Below are 22,574 nucleotides of genomic sequence, written 5' to 3' on the forward strand. Positions count from 1 at the left end.
TCTAAATGGAATTAAATCAATATTTGGAAATGTTCATTGAAGAAAGTAAAGAGCATTTACAAGCATGCAGTGAACACTTATTGGAACTGGAAAAAAATCCGGAAGACTTAACGATTGTCGGAGAAATTTTCCGTTCGGCACATACTTTAAAAGGTATGGCAGCAACCATGGGCTTTGAAGATTTAGCCGACTTAACACATAAAATGGAAAATATTTTAGATGCGATCCGTAACAGTAAAATTAAAGTGAACGCAGAAATTTTGGATGTCGTTTTCGAATCTGTCGATCATTTAGAAGAAATGGTATTCGACATTGCAGATGGCGGCGACGGTAAACACGATGTGCAGGCAACAGTGGAAAAGCTTAAGCGCATAGAAGCAGGCGAACCGGCAACGGCAGCTTCAGAACCAATGCCTGGCCAGGAAGTTGCAGCAGCAATGGTAGTAAATGAATCTGAACAGCCGGCTGAAGCACCCGAATTGAAATTGTCCTATGATGATTTTGAAAAAACGGTCATTCTGCAATCATCTGAACAAGAATTCAATGCATACGAAATTACAGTAGCTTTGCGAGAAGACTGTTTATTGAAAGCAGCTCGTGTGTTCATGGTATTCGAAATACTGGAGAAAAACGGGGATGTCATCAAATCTACTCCGACGGTAGATAAACTGGAAGAAGAACAGTTTGATAGTGTATTCCATGTAGCCTTTATTTCGAAAGAGCCAGCGGAAGACTTGCAAAAGATGCTGATGAAAGTATCGGAAGTTGATCGCGTTGTTGTCAACAAAATCGAACGTGATGTATTTGTTACGAAAACTGCCGCAATCGAAGTACCTGCTGAAGAAGTACAGCCACAGCCTGCAATACAGGAAACTGTAACTGCTGTCTCTGAAGAACAGCCTAAAAAAGCAGCTTCTGCTAAAAATAACAATAGTAAATCAGGGCATGCATCGAGTAAAACGATTCGTGTAAATATCGAACGTCTTGATATTTTAATGAACTTGTTTGAAGAACTTGCAATCGATCGCGGCCGCCTTTTATCGATCGCCGGTGATGTAAATCATGGGGAGTTGAATGAAACGGTTGAACGAATGAGCCGTACAATGGGAGATCTGCAAAATATCGTTTTAACGATGCGAATGGTTCCGGTAGATACAGTATTTAACCGTTTCCCGAAAATGGTACGCCAATTGTCCCGTGATTTGAATAAAAAAATCGAACTTAAAATTGTCGGTGCAGAAACAGAGCTTGACCGCACAGTTATTGATGAAATTGGAGATCCGTTAGTTCACTTGATCCGCAACTCTGTTGATCATGGAATTGAAAGTCCGGAAGTGCGCCGTGCAAAAGGCAAACCGGAAGAAGGAACGGTGGAACTTCGTGCTTATCATAGCGGGAACTATGTATTCATCGAAATTGAAGATGACGGAGCAGGGATCAACCGCGATAAAGTATTGGCAAAAGCATTGTCTAAAGGAATTGTTACACATGAACAATCATTGACGATGACAGACAAGCAGATCAACGAGTTAATTATGGCATCCGGTTTCTCAACAGCCGACGTCATTTCGGATGTGTCGGGCCGTGGTGTCGGTCTGGATGTTGTGAAAACAACGATCGAATCATTAGGCGGCAACATTTCGATTGAATCGACTCAAAATGTAGGTTCGGTCTTCTCTATTCAATTACCGCTGACACTGTCGATTATTTCAGTCATGCTTGTAGAAATTGAACAAGAAATTTATGCCATTCCGTTATCATCTATTATTGAAACATCGATTATCCGTCATTCAGATATTTTGAACGCACATAATCAAAAAGTAATCGATTTCCGTGGTAAAGTTGTGCCGCTTGTATTCCTGGAAGAAATTTTTGAAGTACCGCGTGCCGAACAAAAAAATGATGGCTTCCATTCAGTCGTAATCGTCCGCAAAGGCGATAAATTAGCTGGTTTAGTAGTCGATTCATTTATCGGCCAACAGGAAATTGTGCTGAAATCATTAGGTAACTACTTAACGAATATTTTTGCGATCTCGGGTGCAACGATTTTAGGAAACGGAAAAGTGGCGTTAATTGTAGACTGTAACGCACTGATGAAGTAAAAGGATAAGAGGTGTGAAGAATGACGAATGCAACAGAGCAAAAAAACTTGAAAGTAATTGTTTTTCAATTAGCAGATAAAGAATATGCCATTCCTGTTTCGCACGTAAAGGGAATCGAAAAATTAATGCATATTACACGTGTACCGAAAACAGAACGTTATGTAAAAGGAGTCATCAATCTTCGGGGTGTCGTAACGCCTGTCATTGATTTACGTGAACGTTTTGACTTGCCGGTTTCAGGTAACGAAGAAACAACCCGAATTATTATTATTACACTGGAAACGATGGAAGTCGGTTTTATTGTCGACTCGGCAAATGATGTGTTGGACATTGATGCATCTTCCATTGGACAGCAACCGGAAGTGGTCGGCTCATTAGAGGAAGATTTTATCGCAGGTGTTGCCAAATTGGAAAACCGCCTGTTAATTTTACTTCACTTAGATAAAGTGTTAAATCCGATCGATTAATTTCAATGAATAATTTTCCGGGTGAGCCCCGCTTGCCTGGAATCTATTAAAGTAGGGATTGAAAATGAACTTTAGTGAAAAAATTACGTTGCTGCATTTGGATGTTTTAAAGGAAATCGGAAATATTGGTGCTGCACATGCGGCTACGGCATTATCGAATTTACTGGGAAAGAAAATCGATATGCGTGTACCCGACGTGAAAATGGCCTCGTTCAATGAAATGATGGAGCTCGCTGGCGGCTCGGAAAATGCTGTCGTCGGTATTTATCTTCGGTTAGAAGGGGATGCCCAAGGAAGCATGTTTTTCATTTTGCCGATTGAGCAGGCAAACCGATTTATTCGAAGTCTCATCCATGACGAATCTTTTGATTTTCACACACCGCCGTATTCGGAAATGGGCTTATCGGCGATGCAGGAAATGGGCAATATTTTATCCGGCTCTTATTTATCGGCCTTATCCGATTTTACGGGTCTTAAAATCTATCCGACAGTACCGGGACTAAGTGTTGATATGTTTGGCGCGATTATTAGCATCGGACTGATTGAACTATCACAAGTAAGTGATACGGTCATCGTCATTAACACATCTATATATGAAGAAGTGATGTCTGATGATGAAGCGGTAAAAGGACAGTTCTTCCTGTTGCCTGAACCCGATTCATTTGAAGCGATTTTCAAAGCATTAGGAGTGCCTACGACATATGATAGTTATTAATTCAAACGAAGTGATTAAAGTAGGCATTGCACAAATGGATATCGTGAAAATTCCTAAAACGATTCGTACGTCTGGATTAGGTTCCTGTGTCGGTGCAGTCATTTACGACGACTCCAAAAAAGTTGCCGGTATGGTCCATGTCATGCTACCGGATTCCAGCTTAAATCGAACGGCCACAATGAATGCCGCAAAATTTGCCGATACGGGAATTGCCGCTTTAGTCGATCTTTTAAAACAAGAGGGAGTGCAGCCCTTTAAGTTAAAGGCAAAGATTGCGGGCGGCGCACAAATGTTCCAGTTTACGTCAGATAAAGATTCCATGAGGATCGGACCTAGAAATGTGGAAGCTGTAAAAGCGAAGTTGAAAGAGCTGGGCATACGGCTTGTCGCTGAAGACACGGGCGGAAACAGCGGTCGTACAATCGAATTTAACCCTGAAACGAGCATGCTTCAAGTTCGTACTGTCAATAAAGGAGTGAGTGAAATTTAATGTTTGGTTCAATATATTATAATTTTTGGGCAGCACTACTTTCATTCGCTGTATATTTTATCGCTGCAATTCAAAATCCTTATGCGATACCGCTGCCGACGATCGGTGCAGCTTTTGTCGCAGCTGTCATTGCATTTAGTTTAATGTTTCTGATCCGCTATTTCATCGGCTATGTATTTTATACACCCGAAGTACCTGTTATGTTACCGACAGAAGAGGAACTGGCTGTAGTTGCGAAAGAGACGGAAAAAACAGAAACCGATCCGCAAGATGGACATACGGCAATGGAAGTTGAAGAGGAGAATACGGAAGAAATTGCACAAGTCGTTCGTTCGATGCTTCAAAGCGATGAATCCCTTTCACGGTAAAAGAGTCGTAAATCCGACTCTTTTTTATTTAGTGAAATATAAGGAAATACTGTGTCGAAATACTGGATTAGATGTATATTAAAAGGCTTTTTGATATAATGAACACAAATAATGTTACTTTTCAAATAAAGGGGTGGGTATGTTTGACAGAACAAAGGCATAGAGACGAACAATCATTATGGGTTCGTTGGACAAAGAACCGTGATCCCGAAGCTGGCGATTTATTAATAAAAAAGTTTAAACCACTCGTATCATATCATGTACAGCGTATTGCTGTAGGGCTTCCGAAGAATATTTCCAGAGACGACCTGATGAGTCTTGGGATGATGGGGCTGTTTGATGCGTTGAATAAATTTGATATAAACCGAGATTTGAAATTTGATACGTATGCCTCATTCCGTGTGCGCGGTGCTATTCTCGACGGTTTACGTAAAGAGGACTGGCTCCCAAGATCGGCGCGGGAAAAAGCAAAAAAGCTGGAATCGCAAATCGAATCACTAGAGCAGAAGCTGATGCGCCATGCGACACCGGAAGAAGTTGCAGCACATATGAATTTGCCGGTCGAAGAAGTGTACCAAACGTTCCAGGAGTATTTTTTCTCGAATGTGCTGTCCATCAATGAGCAGCTGGACCAGGAAGAATCGGAAGGCAAGTCCTTTGTTATCCGTGATGACAATACGAAAACACCTGAGCAGCAAACAGTTCATGTAGAGCTATTGGGCGATTTGGCTGAAAATATTAAAAAGCTGAATGAAAAAGAACAGCTTGTTATCAGTCTGTTCTACTCGGAAGAATTAACATTAACCGAAATCGGTGAAATACTGGAACTGTCGACATCAAGAATTTCGCAAATCCACTCAAAAGCATTGTTTAAATTACGTAAATTATTGTCTTCGGAAATGATCAATACGTAAGGAGGCGGCGTTATGAGCTTGAAAGGTCTGGAGTTGCAGATTGCGATTCCGAAAACATTTGAAGCAGGGAAAATGGCGGATCAGCGTCAACAAAACACGATCCTGCAGCAAATGCATGCAAACGAAGCACTGAACAGGGAATTGGAACGCAAACTATTATCCGTCAATGAAACAGAACATTTGAACACAGTCAATGATGACGAGCAGGAAACTGCTTCCCAAAGCGAGGAAGAGCAAATGCAGGACAACAAGAAAAATAAGGAACAGCTAGATCAGAAAGTGCAGCACCCGTTTAAAGGGAATCTTTTTGATTATAGTGGCTAGGAGCAGTCAACATGATCGCAGTTATAATTACGTTGTTTCTTATCCAAATGATTACGATTTTTGCAATTGTTCTTTTATATAGTAAACTTTCTAAATTTAAGAATTTGGAAAAGCGCCAAAATGAACTGATTAATGAAATGGACAATGCGATAAGTGTATATTTAATGGAAATGAAAGAAGAAAACGACCGGCTAATCAGCGAGTTGAAAAAAACGGATGTCCCTCAGAAAAAGGCAACATCCCGTAAAGAGGAGTCTTCACTCGCTTTAAAAGAGCAGCCGGTAAAAGAACAGGAAATAGAACCGCGCAAATTCGTTCCGGTCAAGCAAGCAGCTAGTGCCTATCAAAAACAGAAAACACAGCAGCATGTTGAGGAGAAAAACGATGAACCAACAGTAATAGCGGAACCGCTTTCTGAAGAAAATGATGTTCAAGAAGAGAAAATGACGTTCGAGCAGGAAGTCATCCATCATTACCGCAATGGAAAAACAATTGAAGAAATTGCAAAAATGATGGAACGCGGGAAAACAGAAATTGAACTCCTCGTAAAGTTTCATGCGTAAAGTAGTTGCACTTGAAAGTCTATTATGATATATTTACAAATGGTGTTAACAATACACACGTATTTTGATGTAGTAAGTGGTGCTCGTAAGTCTATGGGTAGCTTGTTGCAGATGAAAAATACGGAGGAAAAAAACCAAACATATTAGGAGGAAACACTCATGTCAGTAATTTCAATGAAACAATTACTAGAAGCTGGTGTACATTTCGGTCACCAAACTCGCCGTTGGAACCCAAAAATGAAGAAATATATCTTCGTAGAGCGTAACGGTATTTACATTATCGATTTACAAAAAACGGTTAAAAAATTAGAAGAAGCATACGATTTCATGCGTCAAGTTGGTCAAGACGGTGGTAAAGTTTTATTCGTAGGTACGAAAAAACAAGCACAAGAAGCGATCAAAGAAGAAGCTGAACGTTCAGGTAACTACTACATCAACCAACGTTGGTTAGGTGGTACTTTAACTAACTTCGGTACTATTCAAAAACGTGTACAACGTATGAAAGATATCGAAAAAATGGAAGAAGACGGCACTTTCGCTGTACTTCCTAAAAAAGAAGTAATCCAACTTAAAAAAGAGCACGAGCGCTTAGTCAAATTCTTAGGCGGTATCCGTGATATGAAAGCTATTCCGGACGTAATGTTCGTTGTAGACCCTCGTAAAGAGCGTATCGCAGTTGCAGAAGCAATCAAATTAAACATCCCTCTAGTTGGTATCGTAGACACTAACTGTGATCCAGATGAAATTGATTACGTAATCCCTGCAAACGACGATGCTATCCGCGCGGTTAAATTATTAACTGCTAAAATGGCTGACGCTTTATTAGAAGCTAAACAAGGTGAAGAAGAAGCTCCTGCAGTAGAAGAAGCTACAGCTGAGTAATTCACTGTTAGAAAAGGTGATAAGTGGATGAACCCCTTATCACCTTTTTTTGAGAAATGAATTTGAAGATGTATGAATCGTTGAAAAATAGCGGTTTATCGCTTAAAGTATGAAATAGTGTAAATAAATTTTTTCATTATATTTAGGAGGAAACTCAATATGGCAAACATTACTGCACAATTAGTAAAAGAATTACGCGAAAAAACAGGCGCAGGTATGATGGACTGTAAAAAAGCATTAGTATCAACAGAAGGTGACATCGACGCTGCAATCGATTTCCTACGTGAAAAAGGTTTAGCTGCTGCTGGCAAAAAAGCTGACCGTATCGCTGCTGAAGGTACAACTTACATTTTAGAAAACGGTAATGAAGCGATTCTTTTAGAAGTAAACGCTGAAACAGACTTCGTTGCGAAAAACGACAAGTTCCAAATTTTAGTTTCTTCTTTAGCAGAGCAATTATTAACTGCGAAACCAGAATCAGTAGAAGCTGCTTTAGAATTAGAAAAAGACGGCGTGAAAATCGCTGACCAAATTTCTACAGCTACTGCTACAATCGGTGAAAAAATCTCATTACGTCGTTTCGAAATCAAAACAAAAACTGATGCAGATGCATTCGGTTCTTACTTACACATGGGCGGACGTATTGGTGTATTAGTAGTTCTTGAAGGTTCTACTGACGCTGCTGCTGCAAAAGATATCGCTATGCATATCGCTGCAATCAACCCAACTTACATTTCTCGTGACGAAGTTTCTGCTGACGAAGTAGAACGTGAGCGCAAAGTATTAACTGAGCAAGCGTTAAACGAAGGTAAACCAGAAAACATCGTAGCGAAAATGGTAGAAGGCCGTCTTGGTAAATACTTCGAAGACGTATGTTTATTAGACCAAGCTTTCGTTAAAAACTCAGATCAAAAAGTACGCGACTTCGTAAACTCATTAAATGCTACTGTAACAAGCTTCACTCGTTATGCAGTTGGTGAAGGTATCGAAAAGCGTGAAGATAACTTCGCTGAAGAAGTAATGAGCCAAGTTAAAGGTAACTAATTAAATTACAACTTAAATTAACACTAATTTAAGCAAACAGTAGGGAGCACCATTTGCGTGTTCCCTATTTTTAAAGAAATCTATTTTTGAATGAAGTGAAGTACGATACATAAAAATTACGTCGTATTTCCTTTTAAATAAATGAGTAACGGAGGTCTACTATGGGTGTGTCAGAGTACAAACGAGTAGTTATTAAACTTAGCGGGGAAGCATTAGCTGGAGAATTAGGCTTCGGTTTCTCACCGGATGTTATTAAATCGATCGCTGCAGAAATTAAAGAAGTTATCGACTTAGGTGTAGAGGTCGCATTAGTTGTCGGCGGAGGCAACATTTGGCGCGGTAAAATCGGCGCTGAAATGGGTATGGAACGTGCCAATGCAGATTATATGGGGATGTTGGGAACAGTGATGAATGCACTTGCATTACAGGATTCATTGGAAAATCTGGGTGTTCCTACACGTGTTCAATCATCAATCGTTATGACACAAGTTGCAGAGCCATATATTCGACGTAAAGCAGTTCGCCATCTGGAAAAAGCGCGTGTTGTAATCTTTGCTGCGGGAACAGGTAACCCATACTTCTCGACAGATACTACAGCAGCTTTACGTGCCGCAGAAATTAATGCAGATGCAATTTTAATGGCGAAAAATAATGTGGATGGCGTTTATTCTGCAGATCCAAAATTAGATTCTGAAGCAGTTAAGTATGACACACTTACGTATTTAGACGTTATTCAGCAAGGTTTACAAGTAATGGATTCTACAGCTTCGACATTATGTATGGATAATGATATCAAGCTGGTCGTTTTCAACTTATCAGAACCAGGTAATATTAAACGTGCCGCATTAGGCGAAAATATTGGAACAGTTGTTAGGAGAGATGCGTAATGACACAACAAGTATTAAATCAGGCAAAAGAAAAAATGACAAAATCAATTAATGCTTTCTCACGTGAATTAGCTTCAATTCGTGCAGGTGTAGCAAATGCTTCACTATTGGATCGTATTATGGTGGACTACTATGGTTCTCCAACACCGATCAACCAAATGGCAGGTATTTCTGTACCGGAAGCACGCCTTTTAGTTATTCAGCCTTATGATAAATCAATCTTAGGTGAAATCGAAAAAGCGATTATGCGTTCAGATATCGGGATTACACCGACAAATGACGGTAATGTCATTCGTTTAGCTGTACCGGCATTAACTGAAGAGCGTCGTAAAGAATTAGTAAAACAGGTGAAAAAAGAAGCGGAAGACGCAAAAGTTGCTGTACGTAACGTGCGCCGTGATGCAAACGACGACCTGAAAAAATTAGAAAAGAACGGTGAAATCACAGAAGACGAATTACGCGGCTTCAACGATGACATCCAAAAACTAACAGACAACTCAATCGTTAAAATCGAAGAGTTAGTGAAAGAAAAAGAAAAAGAAATTTTAACAGTTTAATTTTAGGGATATTTTATGAAATGGGTCGATTGGAATGAAGGGGAGGCGAGTTGTTTATGCCTTCTCATTCATTAAGGTGTTGCTTCTGCGGTGGCCGCAATAAATTGCCGCCATCCTCGGCGCAAAGAATTAGAGACAAAAAAATTTGACTCTAATTCTTGCCCGCGGAAAGCGTCTGACCCGCAATGGATGTTAACCCGAATGTTAATAAGATAATTCTAGATTTAATAATTTTTCTTCGCGCTGGTGGATCACATTAGCGCGAAATCTTTTTCTGGCGATGTATGAACTTTACATGGATTAAAACGTCCTGCTAATGAGGACGTTTTTTTACAATAATAGATAAATCTTAAGTTTGTTAGGGAAGTATAGCTGTAGCAAAAAAGCGCATTAACCCATTTCCCCTAATTGAAAGTATAAATTGTAGAAAAAATACATATGAAAGTTAAAGGAAGAACAATTTATTCTTTAAGATACTAAAGAAGTTCATTATATAAAAAGGACAGGTAATCCCTTTTTTGATATGATAAAAAGGGAAACGGTCCGAACTGTGCAGTTGGGGGTATTAACTATGTTTAAAAAACTTTTTGGGAAAAATACAAATAAAGAACAATCATTCAGTAGTGAAAATGTGGACTTAGTTAAGGGAGAGGATATCCCGACCCATATTGCAATTATTATGGACGGAAATGGACGTTGGGCAAAAAAACGTTCAATGCCTCGAGTTGCAGGGCATCATGAAGGAATGAAAACAGTTCGAAAAATAACACGTTGCGCTTGTGATTTAGGAGTAGAAGTATTGACGCTCTATGCGTTTTCAACGGAAAACTGGAAGCGTCCTAAATCAGAAGTGGAATTTTTAATGCGTTTACCAGAGCAATTTTTAAATTCCTTTTTACCAGAGCTGATGGAGCGAAATATTAAAGTAGAAATGATCGGTGTGATGGATTCATTGCCGGAATATACCCAATCTGCTTTAAAAAAGGCTATGGAGGCGACTGCAGGGAATACAGGGTTAGTCTTAAACTTTGCGATGAATTACGGTGGGCGTGCTGAAATTGTAATGGCGATGCAAAAGCTTCTGAAAGAGGTAGAAGCAGGAAACCTTACAATTGACGAATTAAATGAACAACATATTTCCCAGTATGTAATGACGGCTCATTTACCTGAACCCGATTTATTAATTCGCACGAGTGGTGAAGTGCGCATAAGTAACTTTATGCTATGGCAGCTTGCCTATACGGAATTTTGGTTCACTGATACGCATTGGCCGGATTTTGACGAAGCTTGCTTAAAAGAGGCAATCTCTGTGTATCAAAACCGTAACCGCCGTTATGGGGGGCTGAAAGGAGAAGGAACAAATTGAAACAACGCATCATTACCGGAGTAATTGCTGCAGCCTTATTTATTCCATTCGTAATTTATGGAGGAACGCCATTTGCGATTTTAATGAGTATTATCGCAGCCATTGGTTTCTATGAATTGCTGAAAATGAAAGGAATTTCAATTGCATCTGTTCCAGGTATTATTGGTACACTTGCATTATTCGTATTGGTTGTACCAAATGAATGGTCACTGAAAATCGTTGAATTTTTCCAATATGATTCATTATTAATGATCGTATATGGAATCGCGATATTACTGCTGATTTATATTGTACTTGTAAAAAATAAAATGACGTTTGATGAAATTGGTTTCATCGTGCTAGGGGCATTATATGTCGGCCTTGGTTTCCATTATTTTATCGAAACACGTTTTATCGGTTTGGAATATGTCGTGTTTGTGCTATTAGTCGTATGGACAACAGATTCCGGTGCCTATTTTGTTGGACGTAAATTAGGGAAAAATAAATTATGGCCGGAAATTTCGCCGAAAAAAACAGTGGAAGGTTTTATTGGCGGGATTGTTATTGCAGTTATTTTCGCGATTGCGATGCAGCTTACGTATCCTTTTGCATCAAGCTGGCTGCAATTAATCGTTGTAACAATTATTGCATCGATTATTGGTCAAATGGGCGATTTAGTCGAATCGGCTATTAAACGACATTATGGTGTCAAAGATTCGGGTAATATTCTTCCAGGACACGGCGGTATTTTGGACCGCTTTGACAGTTTACTGTTTGTCGTACCATTACTGCATTTTTTGCATTTCTTTTCCTAGGACATAGAAGGGACGTATCATTGTGAAAAAAATTAGTTTATTAGGTGCAACAGGTTCCATCGGATGGCAGACTTTTGATATTTTACTTGCAAATCCGAACGAATTTAAGCTTGTTGCATTTTCAGCCGGACAAAATATTGAAAAGTCCCGCGAAATTATAGAAAAACTTCAACCAGAATTAGTTTCAATGCAAACGGAGGAAGCGGCAGGCATTTTACAAAAAGAGTTCCCGCATGTTTCCTTTACATATGGCGAAAAAGGATTGGTCGAAGTTGCGACACATCCGGATTCGACAGTGCTTATCAATGCAGTATTAGGCAGCGTTGGACTGGAATCGACACTCGCTGCAATCCGTATGGGGAAAACAATTGCCATTGCGAATAAAGAAACACTTGTAACAGCCGGCCATCTTGTCATGGCGGAAGCAAAAAAATATAATGCCCCGATCTTACCGGTAGACAGTGAGCATTCCGCTATTTTCCAATCGATGAACGGCGAAAATAAAAAACGTATCGAGCGTATTATTTTAACGGCATCGGGTGGTTCATTCCGTGATAAAACAAGGGATGAGCTGGTAGGAGTAACCGTTAAAGATGCACTGAATCATCCGAACTGGTCAATGGGAGCGAAAATTACAATTGATTCAGCAACAATGATGAATAAAGGACTTGAAGTAATTGAGGCACATGTACTGTTTGATATGCCTTATGACAATATCGATGTATTGCTGCACCGTGAAAGCATTATTCACTCGATGGTGGAATATGAGGATACAAGTGTCATCGCACAGCTAGGAACACCGGATATGCGTGTACCGATCCAATATGCGCTTAGCTACCCGGACCGTTTACCGCTTTCAAACGGCCAACGTTTAAATTTGGCCCAAATTGGACAGCTTCATTTTAAGGAAGTGGATTTTGACCGTTTCCGCGCATTAAAACTTGCATATGATGCAGGGCGAATGGGCGGTACAATTTTAACGGCAATGAACGCGGCGAATGAGGCAGCTGTTGCATTGTTTTTACAGGAAAAAATTACTTTTTTACAAATTGAAGAATGTATTGAGCGTATTATGAATAGTCATAACAATATCGCTTTGCCAGATTTAGCAACTATTTTACATGTAGACAGTGAAACGAGAAAAACAGTCGCAAGCATGGTAAAATAGTAAAGTATGAAAAACGGACGTGAAAAACGAAAAGGTGGACATCCCCTCTTTGTACAAGCGGTGCCTTTTTCAAGAGCTTGATTGCTAGAAAAGATTGAGCGAAATAATACTCGGCTCAGTTCCAATGAAGGTGGGAGATTATGCAAACAGTTATAGCCTTTATTTTAATTTTTGGCTCACTCGTATTTTTCCATGAGCTAGGTCACTTCTTATTTGCAAAGAAAGCGGGCATTATGGTGCGTGAATTTGCGATTGGTATGGGACCGAAGATTTTTGGGATGACGAAAGGTGAAACAGTCTATACGCTACGATTATTGCCGATTGGCGGTTATGTAAGAATGGCCGGAGAAGATACCGATACGGTAGAATTGCAGCCTGGTTACCGCGTAGCTTTAATAACGAACGAAGAAAATATTGTAGAAAAAATCATACTCAACCAAAAAACACATTACCAGAACGTCATCTTTTTAGAAGTGGAGCGTGCGGATTTAGAACGCGAACTTTGGATTGAAGGTTATGATGAGGATGATCAGTTCATCCGCTACAATGTATCACGTACAGCAAGCATCGTTGAAAATGGTACGGACCAGATGATTGCACCGCTTGATCGCCAATTCAATTCAAAATCCGTTGGTGCTCGTGCGATGGCCATTTTTGCAGGTCCATTATTCAACTTTATTTTAGCGTTTTTCATCTTCCTGATTATCGGGCTGATTCAAGGGATTCCATCCGATGAACCGATTATTGCCGAAGTTGTGGACGACTCTGTTGCGAGCAGTGCCGGTTTGGTTGATGGGGATAAGGTTGTCAAAGTAAACGGTCAGCCGATTTCAACTTGGGAACAATTATCCACGCAAATTTTCAATAACCCGAACAAAACTGTGACATTCGAAGTTGAACGTCCAGCGGGCAATGAAATCATTGAACTTACACCGAAAGCTGTGGAACAAGAAGGCGGCCAACCGTATGGCCAAATCGGTGTTATGCGTTCCATTGAAAAAAATCCATTACAAGCCGTAGTGTATGGTGTGGAAGAAACGTATAACATGATTATTACAATCGGAAAACTTGTCGGCAAACTGGTTACCGGCCAATTCTCAATTGACGCTTTATCAGGACCGGTAGGAATTTATAAAACAACTGAAACGGTCGTAACTTTCGGTTTATATAATATTCTATACTTTGCGGCAATGCTGAGCGTCAACTTAGGAATTATGAACTTATTACCATTACCAGCACTTGATGGTGGCCGTTTACTATTCTTCGCTGTTGAAGCAGTAAGAGGAAAACCGATCGACCGTCAAAAAGAAGGTATGGTTCACTTCGTCGGAATCCTCCTCCTGATGATCTTAATGGTCGTCGTGACATGGAATGATATCCAGCGATTCTTCTTCTAAAAACAATTAAGATGATTTAACTAGGTGGCGAGCAGGTTGATTGACCCTCAATGGAAATCAACCCTATGTCAGAGGTAGAATCTCTTTTAAACAAAATACGTTTTAAAATGGCAGCTTTGAGCGTTTTGTATGAATAATACTAGCGTTCAAAGCTAAATTTGATTAGTATTATAGAAGTAGCAATTTAAATAAAAAAGGTGGCACTATTTATGAAACAGACCAAAACGTTTATCCCTACATTAAGGGAAAACCCATCCGATGCAGACGTGAAATCGCATCGCATGCTATTGCGTGCCGGATTTATCCGTCAAAATGCAGCAGGAGTATATTCATACTTACCATTAGCGCGCAAAGTATTATCAAAAATTGAACAAATTATTCGTGAAGAAATGGAAGCGATCAATTCAATCGAGCTATTAATGCCTGCATTGCAACCAGCAGAGCTATGGCAGGAATCAGGTCGCTGGGAAGCATACGGTCCGGAGCTTATGCGTTTAAGAGACCGTCATGACCGTGACTTCGCTCTAGGTGCTACACATGAAGAAGTAATTACAACTTTAGTGCGTGATGAAATTAAATCATACAAAAAATTACCGTTAACACTTTTCCAAATCCAAAGTAAATTCCGTGATGAAAAACGCCCACGCTTCGGTTTGCTGCGCGGACGTGAATTCATTATGAAAGATGCGTATTCTTTCCACTCATCACGTGAATCACTTGATGCAACATACGATGATATGTACCAAGCATATTCAAATATCTTCACACGTCTTGGCCTGAACTTCCGTGCTGTAATTGCCGATGCAGGGACAATTGGCGGTAAAGGTACACATGAATTCATGGTACTTTCTGAAATCGGGGAAGATACAATCGCTTATTCTGATACATCGGATTATGCGGCAAATATCGAAATGGCAGAGGTTGTTGTAGAATATACAGCACCGACTACACCGATGAAAGACATCGAAAAGATTGAAACACCAGACCAAAAAACAATTGAAGAAGTATCGGCATTTTTAAATGTGGAACCTTCAAATGTAATCAAATCACTAGTTTTTGATATTGATGGTGAATTGGTTGTTGTTTTAGCACGTGGTGACCACGAAATTAACGATATTAAACTGAAAAATGCATTAGGTGCTACATCTGTTGAATTGGCAGAAGACGCAGCTATTAAAGAATTACTAGGCTGTGCACCAGGTTCAATTGGTCCTGTGAAATTACCGGTAAATGTGAAGGTTATTGCGGATAACGCAATCAAATCAATCCGTAACGGTGTTGCAGGTGCAAACGAAGATGGATTCCATTTATTGAATGTCAATCCGGAGCGCGACTTCGCAATCAGCTCTTATGAAGACATCCGTTTCATCCAACAAGGTGACCCATCACCGGACGGTCAAGGGATCATTAAGTTTGCTGAAGGTATTGAAGTTGGACATATTTTCAAATTAGGTACAACATATTCAGAAAAACTAAATGCAACATTCCTTGATGAGCAAGGTAAAGCACAACCATATATTATGGGATGCTACGGTATCGGGGTTTCTCGTATACTTGCTGCAGTTGCAGAACATTTCCAAGATGAAAACGGATTTGTATGGCCTGCACAATTAGCACCATATGATTTGCAACTGGTACCAGTTAATACGAAAGACGAAGCACAAGTTCAATTAGCGGACGAGCTTTATGGTGTACTGAAATCATACCGCTACGAAGTGTTATATGATGACCGTGCAGAACGTGCCGGCGTAAAATTTGCGGATGCAGATTTAATCGGTTTACCGGTTCGAATTACAGTAGGTAAAAAAGCTTCAGAAGGTCTTGTGGAAGTGAAATTCCGTTCAACAGGCGAATCTGCAGAATGGGCGAAAGAAGAAGTAGTCGATCGCTTAAACGAATATTTCCGCCAAAACTAGTAAGATTAAGATAGAGAGAACGGGAAAGTACAATTTTTACTGTACTTTCTTTTCTTTTTCATTGGAAGTGAAGGAACCGCTTATTTTAAATAAAGCGGAGCATTTTTCTATGCCCATCGATCCCTTCGCCTTACAATGGAAACAGCAAGATGAAAGGGTGAAACAATTGTCAAAACAGGAAGGAAGACAAAAATTCCTACTATTGTTACAGCAGCTTGAATTGACTGACGATGTCTATATGTCCTTTTTTGAAAATGGAACACTCGAACGTGTAACGGTTCATAAAAAGAAACGTATTTGGGACTTTAAAATAAAAATAGAAAATATATTGCCGTACCAAGTGTATCAGTTACTGCGAATGCGGATGGTCGAGAAATTCTCGCCTATAGCCAATGTGTTACTGACGATTGAATCACATAATCCGGTTGTCAATGAGCAGCATATTTTAGATTACTGGCAAGTTGTAGTTGAGCAATTGGATGAAATGTCGCCATTACTGCGTGCCAATTTATCGAAACAGACACCGAAATGGACAGGGCATAAGCTGATTGTGACATCGATGCTCGAAGTCGAGTATTTATCATTAAAAGCGAAGTATACAGATAAAATTGCCGAGTCGTACAAAACATTCGGTTTCCCTCATATTCCGCTTGAATTCCAGCTTGTAGAGGAAAATGATGAATTTATCGCCCAGCAAGAAGCATTTTATCAACAACGCCAAGAAGAGGAAGAGCGACTGTCCAAACAGGCGATGGCCGATTTTGCGTCGCGTGAAAAAGAGAAGGCGGCCAATCCTGGTGCTGTTTCCAATGGAGATACACCGTTCCAGATTGGTTCACTTATTAAAAATCCGGATCCAGTCGAAATCCGTACAGTACTGGAAGAAGAACGTTCGATTGTACTGGAAGGGTTTATTTTTGCATGTGACATTAAAGAACTGCGAAGCGGACGATCATTGCTTGAATTTAAAATTTCCGACTACACCGATTCGCTAATGGTCAAAATGTTCTCAAACGGGGACGAGGATGTCGTGAAGATGAAGCAGATGAGCAAAGGAATGTGGGTACGTGTACGCGGATCCATTCAGCTTGATACATTTGCCCGCGATTTAGTCATGATGGTAAAAGACATCAATGAAATCAAGCGTGAACCTAAAAAAGACCATGCTCCGGAAGGCGAAAAGCGTGTTGAGCTCCACCTGCATACACCGATGAGTCAAATGGATGCAATGACATCTATCGATAAGCTTGTCGCTCAAGCAGCCAAATGGGGTCATCCTGCGATTGCGGTAACTGACCACGCTGTTGTTCAGGCATTCCCTGAAGCATATGCTGCCGGTAAGAAAAATGGCATTAAAGTCATTTACGGCGTGGAAGCAAACTTGGTTGATGATGGGAAGCCAATTGTTTATGATCCGATTGATGTGGATCTTGAAGATGCTACGTATGTCGTATTTGACGTAGAGACAACCGGCTTTTCAAATGTGTATGACACAATTATCGAGCTGGCGGCCGTAAAAATAAAAAATGGTCAAGTTATTGATACATTTGAACGTTTCTCAAACCCGCATCGTAAATTGACAGCAAAGATTATCGAGCTGACACATATTACCGATGATATGCTCGTCAATGCACCAGAGCTGAATGATGTTATTCGCGAATTCCATGACTTTATCGGCGATGGCGTTGTTGTTGCGCATAATGCATCGTTTGACTTAGGCTTCCTATATGTTGCCTATAAAAATGCCGGCATAGAAGTTCGCCACCCGGGTATCGATACGGTCGAATTATCCCGACTTGTGAACCCAGGGCAAAAAACACATAACTTAAAAACATTAACGAAAAAATACAATATCGAACTAACCCAGCATCACCGTGCCATCTATGATACGGAAGCAACGGGTGAGCTATTCCTGCATCTATTGAAACAGGCGGCCGATTTAGGTATTAAAAACCTGATTGAAATGAATGACCATGTCGGCGGTGAAGAAGGATATAAACAGTCACGCCCAAGTCACTGTACAATTTTGGCGGTAGATGACGCCGGACTAAAAAATCTGTTCAAGTTAATTTCGATTTCGCATACGGAAACATTTTACCGTGTACCACGTATTCGACGCTCCGATTTGCAGAAACTACGACAAGGTTTAATCGTTGGTTCAGGTTGCTCGAATGGCGAGCTGTTTGAAACAATGATGAATAAAACGCAGGAAGAAGCCGAGCGTATCGCAAAATTCTATGACTATTTGGAAGTAATGCCGAAACCGGTCTATTCGCCATTAGTAGACGGTGGTACGGTCCATGATGAATGGGCATTGGAAGACATTATCCGCCGTATCGTCAAGCTTGGCAAAAAGCTGAACTTACCGGTTGTAGCTACAGGAAATGTTCACTATCTGCATGAAACCGATGCGAAGTTCCGTCAAATTCTTGTTGGCTCAATGGGCGGGGCAAATCCATTAAACCGGAATCCTTTACCGAAAGTCCATTTCCGGACAACGGATGAAATGCTGAAGGAATTTGACTTTTTAGGTCCGGATTTGGCGAAGGAAATTGTTGTGACCAATTCACAGCTTGTCGCAGATATGATTGGCGATGTAAAACCGATCAAGGACGATTTATATACGCCAAAGATCGAAGGCTCGGATGATGAAGTAACGAATCTGACTTATGAAATGGCCCATAGCATTTACGGCGAAAATTTACCGGAAATTGTCCAGGCCCGTATTGATAAAGAACTAAAGTCTATTTTAGGGCACGGGTTCGGGGTAATTTATCTGATCTCTGCCAAGCTTGTAAAAAAATCGCTTGCTGATGGTTACTTGGTAGGTTCCCGTGGTTCCGTAGGGTCATCCCTCGTTGCAACATTTATGGAAATTACAGAAGTAAATCCGCTGCCGCCGCATTATGTTTGTCCTAAGTGCAAGCATTCCGAGTTTATCGCGGATGGTTCGGTTGCCTCAGGCTATGACTTACCGAACAAACAATGTCCGGAATGTGGTGCGCCGTATAAAAAAGACGGCCAGGATATCCCGTTCGAAACGTTCCTAGGGTTCAAAGGCGATAAGGTACCTGATATCGATTTGAACTTCTCCGGTGAATATCAGCCTCAGGCGCATAACTATACGAAGGTGCTGTTCGGTGAGGATTATGTATTCCGTGCAGGAACGATCGGTACGGTCGCTGAAAAGACAGCATACGGTTATGTAAAAGGATACGGAAGCGACAATGGCATCACTTACCGAAATGCGGAAGTGGACCGACTTGTGCAAGGATGTACAGGGGTAAAACGTACGACCGGACAACACCCGGGGGGCATTATCGTAGTACCGGATTATATGGATATATACGACTTCTCGCCAGTACAGTTCCCGGCGGATGCCCAGGATTCGGAATGGAAAACAACCCATTTCGACTTCCACTCGATTCACGATAATATTTTAAAGCTCGATATTCTTGGACACGATGATCCGACTGTAATTCGTATGCTGCAGGATTTATCCGGAATCGATCCGAAAACAATCCCGACAGACGACCCGATTGTTATGAAGATTTTCAGTACGCCGGAATCGCTCGGTGTAACGGAAAAGCAAATTGGTACGAAAACAGGAACGCTCGGAATTCCGGAGTTCGGGACAAAATTCGTACGTCAAATGCTTGAAGAAACGAAACCCTCGACATTCAGTGAACTTGTTCAGATTTCAGGACTGTCACATGGTACAGACGTATGGCTTGGAAATGCACAGGAACTGATTAAAGACGGCACTTGTGTATTAAAAGAAGTAATCGGCTGTCGTGACGATATTATGGTTTATTTAATTTATCAGGATTTGGACCCGTCGTTCGCCTTTAAAATTATGGAGTCTGTCCGTAAAGGTAAAGGGTTAACAGATGAGATGGAAGCGGAGATGCGTGCGAAGAAAGTGCCGGAATGGTATATCGATTCTTGTAAAAAAATTAAGTACATGTTCCCGAAAGCCCATGCCGCTGCCTATGTATTAATGGCTGTGCGTATCGCATGGTTCAAGGTACATCATCCGATTCTTTACTATGCAGCATACTTCACTGTGCGTGCATCGGACTTTGATCTGATCGCAATGACACAAGGTTCTGTCATGATCCGCAAAAAAATCGATGAGATCAACATGAAGGGGCTCGATGCAGCGCCGAAAGAGAAAAGTTTACTGACGGTTATGGAACTGGCACTTGAAATGTGTGAACGCGGGATGAGCTTCAAAAAGGTTGATTTATACCGTTCACAGGCAAGTGAATTCATCATCGAAGGAAACTCGTTGATTCCGCCATTTGATGCCATTCCAGGCCTTGGTACGAACGTAGCGAAACAAATTGTTGAAGCTCGTAAAAACGGCGAGTTTTTATCGAAGGAAGATCTGCAGCAGCGCGGCCGTGTATCGAAGACATTAATCGAGTATATGGATGAGCTTGGCTGTCTGGAAGGAATGCCGGATGCCAACCAGCTGTCATTATTCTAATGTTTGGATTGGCTAAAAGAGAGGAATTTGTAATTACGGGTGCATATTCTCTTAATTGTTGTTAATTCTATGTGTTAACAGGCAAAATTTGCATTAGGATAGCCTTTGTGCTATGCTGAATGTAATAATTTGTTGATAGTTCACCAGCAAAAGAGTGGGGTTTCCCGCTCTTTTCTGTTGTTTACACAACTATTTAATTTCGAAGAGCAAGTGTTCAGATCATTTGTTCAATGGAGTTGAACCTTTGGCGAATATCACAAATTTAAAATGAAAAAATAAAGTCTGTCTAAAACGTCGTATGTTACGGCAATGACTGGCTGACCCACGTCTGTGGGCCTCAAAAGAAATCTGGACGCAATTGCATGTAGATGTAAATGTCTCCATATTTTTCAATGAAAACTCGTCTTTTGTTTAACCAATACTAAGAAGATTTAAAACAAACAAAGACGTTAGGGAGGATACGATGAGCAAAGTTACGTCGATCATTGAAGAGCTAGTGACACCGATCGTGGAAGAGCTTGATTTGGAATTAGTTGATATCGAGTTCGTGAAAGAAGGACGCGACTGGTTCCTTCGTATTTATGTTGACACACCGGAAGGCGGCATTGATATTTTACAATGTGCCCAAGTGAGTGAACGTTTAAGCGAGAAATTGGATGAAAATGATCCAATCGAGCAAAACTATTACTTAGAAGTTTCTTCACCAGGAGCGGAACGTCCGTTAAAGAAACAACAGGACTTTGAAAAGGCAATCGGCAAATATATTTATGTAAAAACTTATGAACCAGTTAAGGATTTAAAAGAATTCTATGGTTATTTACGCGCATATACAGATGAATTTTTAGAAATCGAATTCCGTATTAAAACACGTAAAGTTACAGTACAAATTGAAAAAGAAAAAATTGCGCAAGCGCGTCTTGCTATCGATTTTTCAGATAAGCAAATTTAGGAGTGAAAACAAAAATGAGTAGTGAATTACTAGATGCCCTAACTGCCCTTGAAGAGCAGAAAGGTATTTCAAGAGATGTATTAATTGAGGCGATTGAGGCGGCTTTAGTAACGGCGTACAAACGTAACTTCAACCAAGCGCAAAATGTTCGCGTGGACCTTAACCTAGAAACAGGTTCAATGGTTGTTTATTCTCGTAAAGACGTAGTAGAAGAAGTAGAAGACGATCGTCTGGAAATCGCATTGGAAGATGCGAAATTCATTAATGCAGCTTATGAAATTGGTGACGTCGTAGAAGAAGAAGTAACACCACGTAACTTCGGACGTATCGCGGCACAGACTGCTAAGCAAGTTGTAACGCAACGTGTTCGTGAAGCAGAGCGCGGTTTAATCTATGAAGAGTATGTAGACCGTGAAGATGACATCGTAACAGGAGTCATCGAGCGTCAAGATGCACGTAATATTTATGTGTCAATCGGTAAAGTGGAAGCGGCATTACCTGTGAACGAACAAATTCAAGGTGAAGTTTATAAGCCAACATCACGCATCCGTGTTTACATTACAAAAGTTGAGCGCACAACACGTGGTCCACAAGTAATCGTATCTCGTACACATCCTGGATTATTGCGCCGTCTATTTGAGATGGAAGTTCCGGAAATTTATGATGGCACAGTTGAGATCAAATCAATTGCGCGTGAAGCGGGAGACCGTTCAAAAATCTCTGTATATGCACATAATGAAGAAGTAGATCCTGTAGGTTCATGTGTTGGAGCTAAAGGTGCACGTGTGCAAACAATTGTAAACGAATTAAACGGTGAGAAAATTGATATCGTAGAATGGTCAGAAGATCCGGTTGTATTCGTTGCAAATGCATTAAGCCCTTCAAAAGTTCTGGACGTTCAAGTAAATGAAGAAGAAAAATCAACAACAGTTGTCGTACCGGATTACCAATTATCACTAGCGATTGGTAAGCGCGGACAAAATGCTCGTTTAGCAGCAAAATTAACGGGCTGGAAAATCGACATTAAGAGTGAAACAGATGCACGCGAATTAGGAATCTATCCTTCTGAAACGAGCACATTCGTTCCACGTGAAGAGGCAGAAGAAGTACAATTTGATTTATATGGTGATGACGAAGAGTAAGCCATCATCTGGAATGATTTTGCAAGGAGGGTAAGCA

At 40.6% G+C, this 22,574-nt stretch carries 20 protein-coding genes; all 20 read left to right on the top strand.

What is annotated here, in order from left to right; all coding sequences use genetic code 11:
• Positions 1-5: 5 nt before the first annotated feature.
• The 20 genes from MKY27_RS04850 (at position 6) to nusA (ending at position 22,537) form a co-directional block, all read left to right on the top strand.
• The gene (locus MKY27_RS04850) at positions 6-2,102 is read left to right on the top strand and encodes a chemotaxis protein CheA (RefSeq protein ID WP_339198194.1); all 2,097 of its coding nucleotides are present in this window, start codon (positions 6-8) and stop codon (positions 2,100-2,102) included.
• Between the two features lie 20 nt (positions 2,103-2,122).
• A complete protein-coding gene (locus MKY27_RS04855) occupies positions 2,123-2,569 on the top strand; it encodes a chemotaxis protein CheW (RefSeq protein WP_339198197.1) in 447 nt (148 codons plus the stop codon).
• 64 nt (positions 2,570-2,633) lie between these two features.
• Positions 2,634-3,284, top strand: coding sequence for a chemotaxis protein CheC (locus MKY27_RS04860; RefSeq protein WP_339198200.1), 651 nt, complete (start codon positions 2,634-2,636; stop codon positions 3,282-3,284).
• The gene (locus MKY27_RS04865; RefSeq protein WP_339175577.1) at positions 3,271-3,774 is read left to right on the top strand and encodes a chemotaxis protein CheD; all 504 of its coding nucleotides are present in this window, start codon (positions 3,271-3,273) and stop codon (positions 3,772-3,774) included. The genes MKY27_RS04860 and MKY27_RS04865 overlap by 14 nt, the downstream gene beginning before the upstream one ends.
• A complete protein-coding gene (locus MKY27_RS04870) occupies positions 3,774-4,142 on the top strand; it encodes a multidrug transporter (protein ID WP_339198202.1) in 369 nt (122 codons plus the stop codon). Before MKY27_RS04865 ends, MKY27_RS04870 begins: the two co-directional genes overlap by 1 nt.
• A 143-nt stretch (positions 4,143-4,285) precedes the next feature.
• Complete coding sequence (locus MKY27_RS04875) at positions 4,286-5,056, top strand: FliA/WhiG family RNA polymerase sigma factor (protein WP_339198205.1); 771 nt, start codon at positions 4,286-4,288, stop codon at positions 5,054-5,056.
• A gap of 12 nt (positions 5,057-5,068) precedes the next feature.
• On the top strand, positions 5,069-5,380 hold the full coding sequence (locus tag MKY27_RS04880; RefSeq protein WP_339198207.1) for an RNA polymerase subunit sigma: 312 nt from the start codon (positions 5,069-5,071) through the stop codon (positions 5,378-5,380).
• 11 nt (positions 5,381-5,391) lie between these two features.
• The gene (locus MKY27_RS04885; protein ID WP_339175580.1) at positions 5,392-5,943 is read left to right on the top strand and encodes a hypothetical protein; all 552 of its coding nucleotides are present in this window, start codon (positions 5,392-5,394) and stop codon (positions 5,941-5,943) included.
• 159 nt (positions 5,944-6,102) lie between these two features.
• Positions 6,103-6,825 carry a 30S ribosomal protein S2 gene (gene rpsB / locus MKY27_RS04890; protein ID WP_079525262.1) on the top strand — a complete coding sequence of 241 codons (723 nt, stop codon included), beginning with the start codon at positions 6,103-6,105 and terminating at the stop codon, positions 6,823-6,825.
• Positions 6,826-6,984: 159 nt separating this feature from the next.
• Positions 6,985-7,869, top strand: coding sequence for a translation elongation factor Ts (gene tsf, locus MKY27_RS04895; RefSeq protein WP_339198209.1), 885 nt, complete (start codon positions 6,985-6,987; stop codon positions 7,867-7,869).
• Positions 7,870-8,030: 161 nt separating this feature from the next.
• Positions 8,031-8,756, top strand: coding sequence for a UMP kinase (gene pyrH / locus MKY27_RS04900; protein WP_339175584.1), 726 nt, complete (start codon positions 8,031-8,033; stop codon positions 8,754-8,756).
• Positions 8,756-9,313 carry a ribosome recycling factor gene (gene frr / locus MKY27_RS04905; RefSeq protein WP_339175585.1) on the top strand — a complete coding sequence of 186 codons (558 nt, stop codon included), beginning with the start codon at positions 8,756-8,758 and terminating at the stop codon, positions 9,311-9,313. Before pyrH ends, frr begins: the two co-directional genes overlap by 1 nt.
• Positions 9,314-9,884: 571 nt before the next feature.
• The gene (locus tag MKY27_RS04910) at positions 9,885-10,679 is read left to right on the top strand and encodes an isoprenyl transferase (protein WP_339198211.1); all 795 of its coding nucleotides are present in this window, start codon (positions 9,885-9,887) and stop codon (positions 10,677-10,679) included.
• Positions 10,676-11,473 carry a phosphatidate cytidylyltransferase gene (locus tag MKY27_RS04915; RefSeq protein ID WP_339198213.1) on the top strand — a complete coding sequence of 266 codons (798 nt, stop codon included), beginning with the start codon at positions 10,676-10,678 and terminating at the stop codon, positions 11,471-11,473. Before MKY27_RS04910 ends, MKY27_RS04915 begins: the two co-directional genes overlap by 4 nt.
• Positions 11,474-11,495: 22 nt before the next feature.
• Positions 11,496-12,641: a 1-deoxy-D-xylulose-5-phosphate reductoisomerase gene (dxr, locus tag MKY27_RS04920; protein WP_339175589.1), complete on the top strand. Its 1,146-nt coding sequence runs from the start codon at positions 11,496-11,498 to the stop codon at positions 12,639-12,641.
• A gap of 140 nt (positions 12,642-12,781) precedes the next feature.
• Positions 12,782-14,038: an RIP metalloprotease RseP gene (gene rseP, locus MKY27_RS04925; protein WP_339175590.1), complete on the top strand. Its 1,257-nt coding sequence runs from the start codon at positions 12,782-12,784 to the stop codon at positions 14,036-14,038.
• A gap of 209 nt (positions 14,039-14,247) precedes the next feature.
• The gene (locus MKY27_RS04930) at positions 14,248-15,954 is read left to right on the top strand and encodes a proline--tRNA ligase (protein WP_339175592.1); all 1,707 of its coding nucleotides are present in this window, start codon (positions 14,248-14,250) and stop codon (positions 15,952-15,954) included.
• Between the two features lie 109 nt (positions 15,955-16,063).
• Positions 16,064-20,446: a PolC-type DNA polymerase III gene (locus tag MKY27_RS04935; protein ID WP_339198215.1), complete on the top strand. Its 4,383-nt coding sequence runs from the start codon at positions 16,064-16,066 to the stop codon at positions 20,444-20,446.
• Between the two features lie 463 nt (positions 20,447-20,909).
• Entirely contained in the window at positions 20,910-21,395 is a 486-nt protein-coding gene (rimP, locus tag MKY27_RS04940; RefSeq protein ID WP_079525284.1) for a ribosome maturation factor RimP, read from the top strand.
• A gap of 14 nt (positions 21,396-21,409) precedes the next feature.
• Entirely contained in the window at positions 21,410-22,537 is a 1,128-nt protein-coding gene (nusA, locus tag MKY27_RS04945) for a transcription termination factor NusA (protein WP_339198217.1), read from the top strand.
• Positions 22,538-22,574: the final 37 nt, after the last annotated feature.

Source organism: Solibacillus sp. FSL R5-0449, assembly GCF_037975215.1.
Lineage (GTDB): Bacteria > Bacillota > Bacilli > Bacillales_A > Planococcaceae > Solibacillus.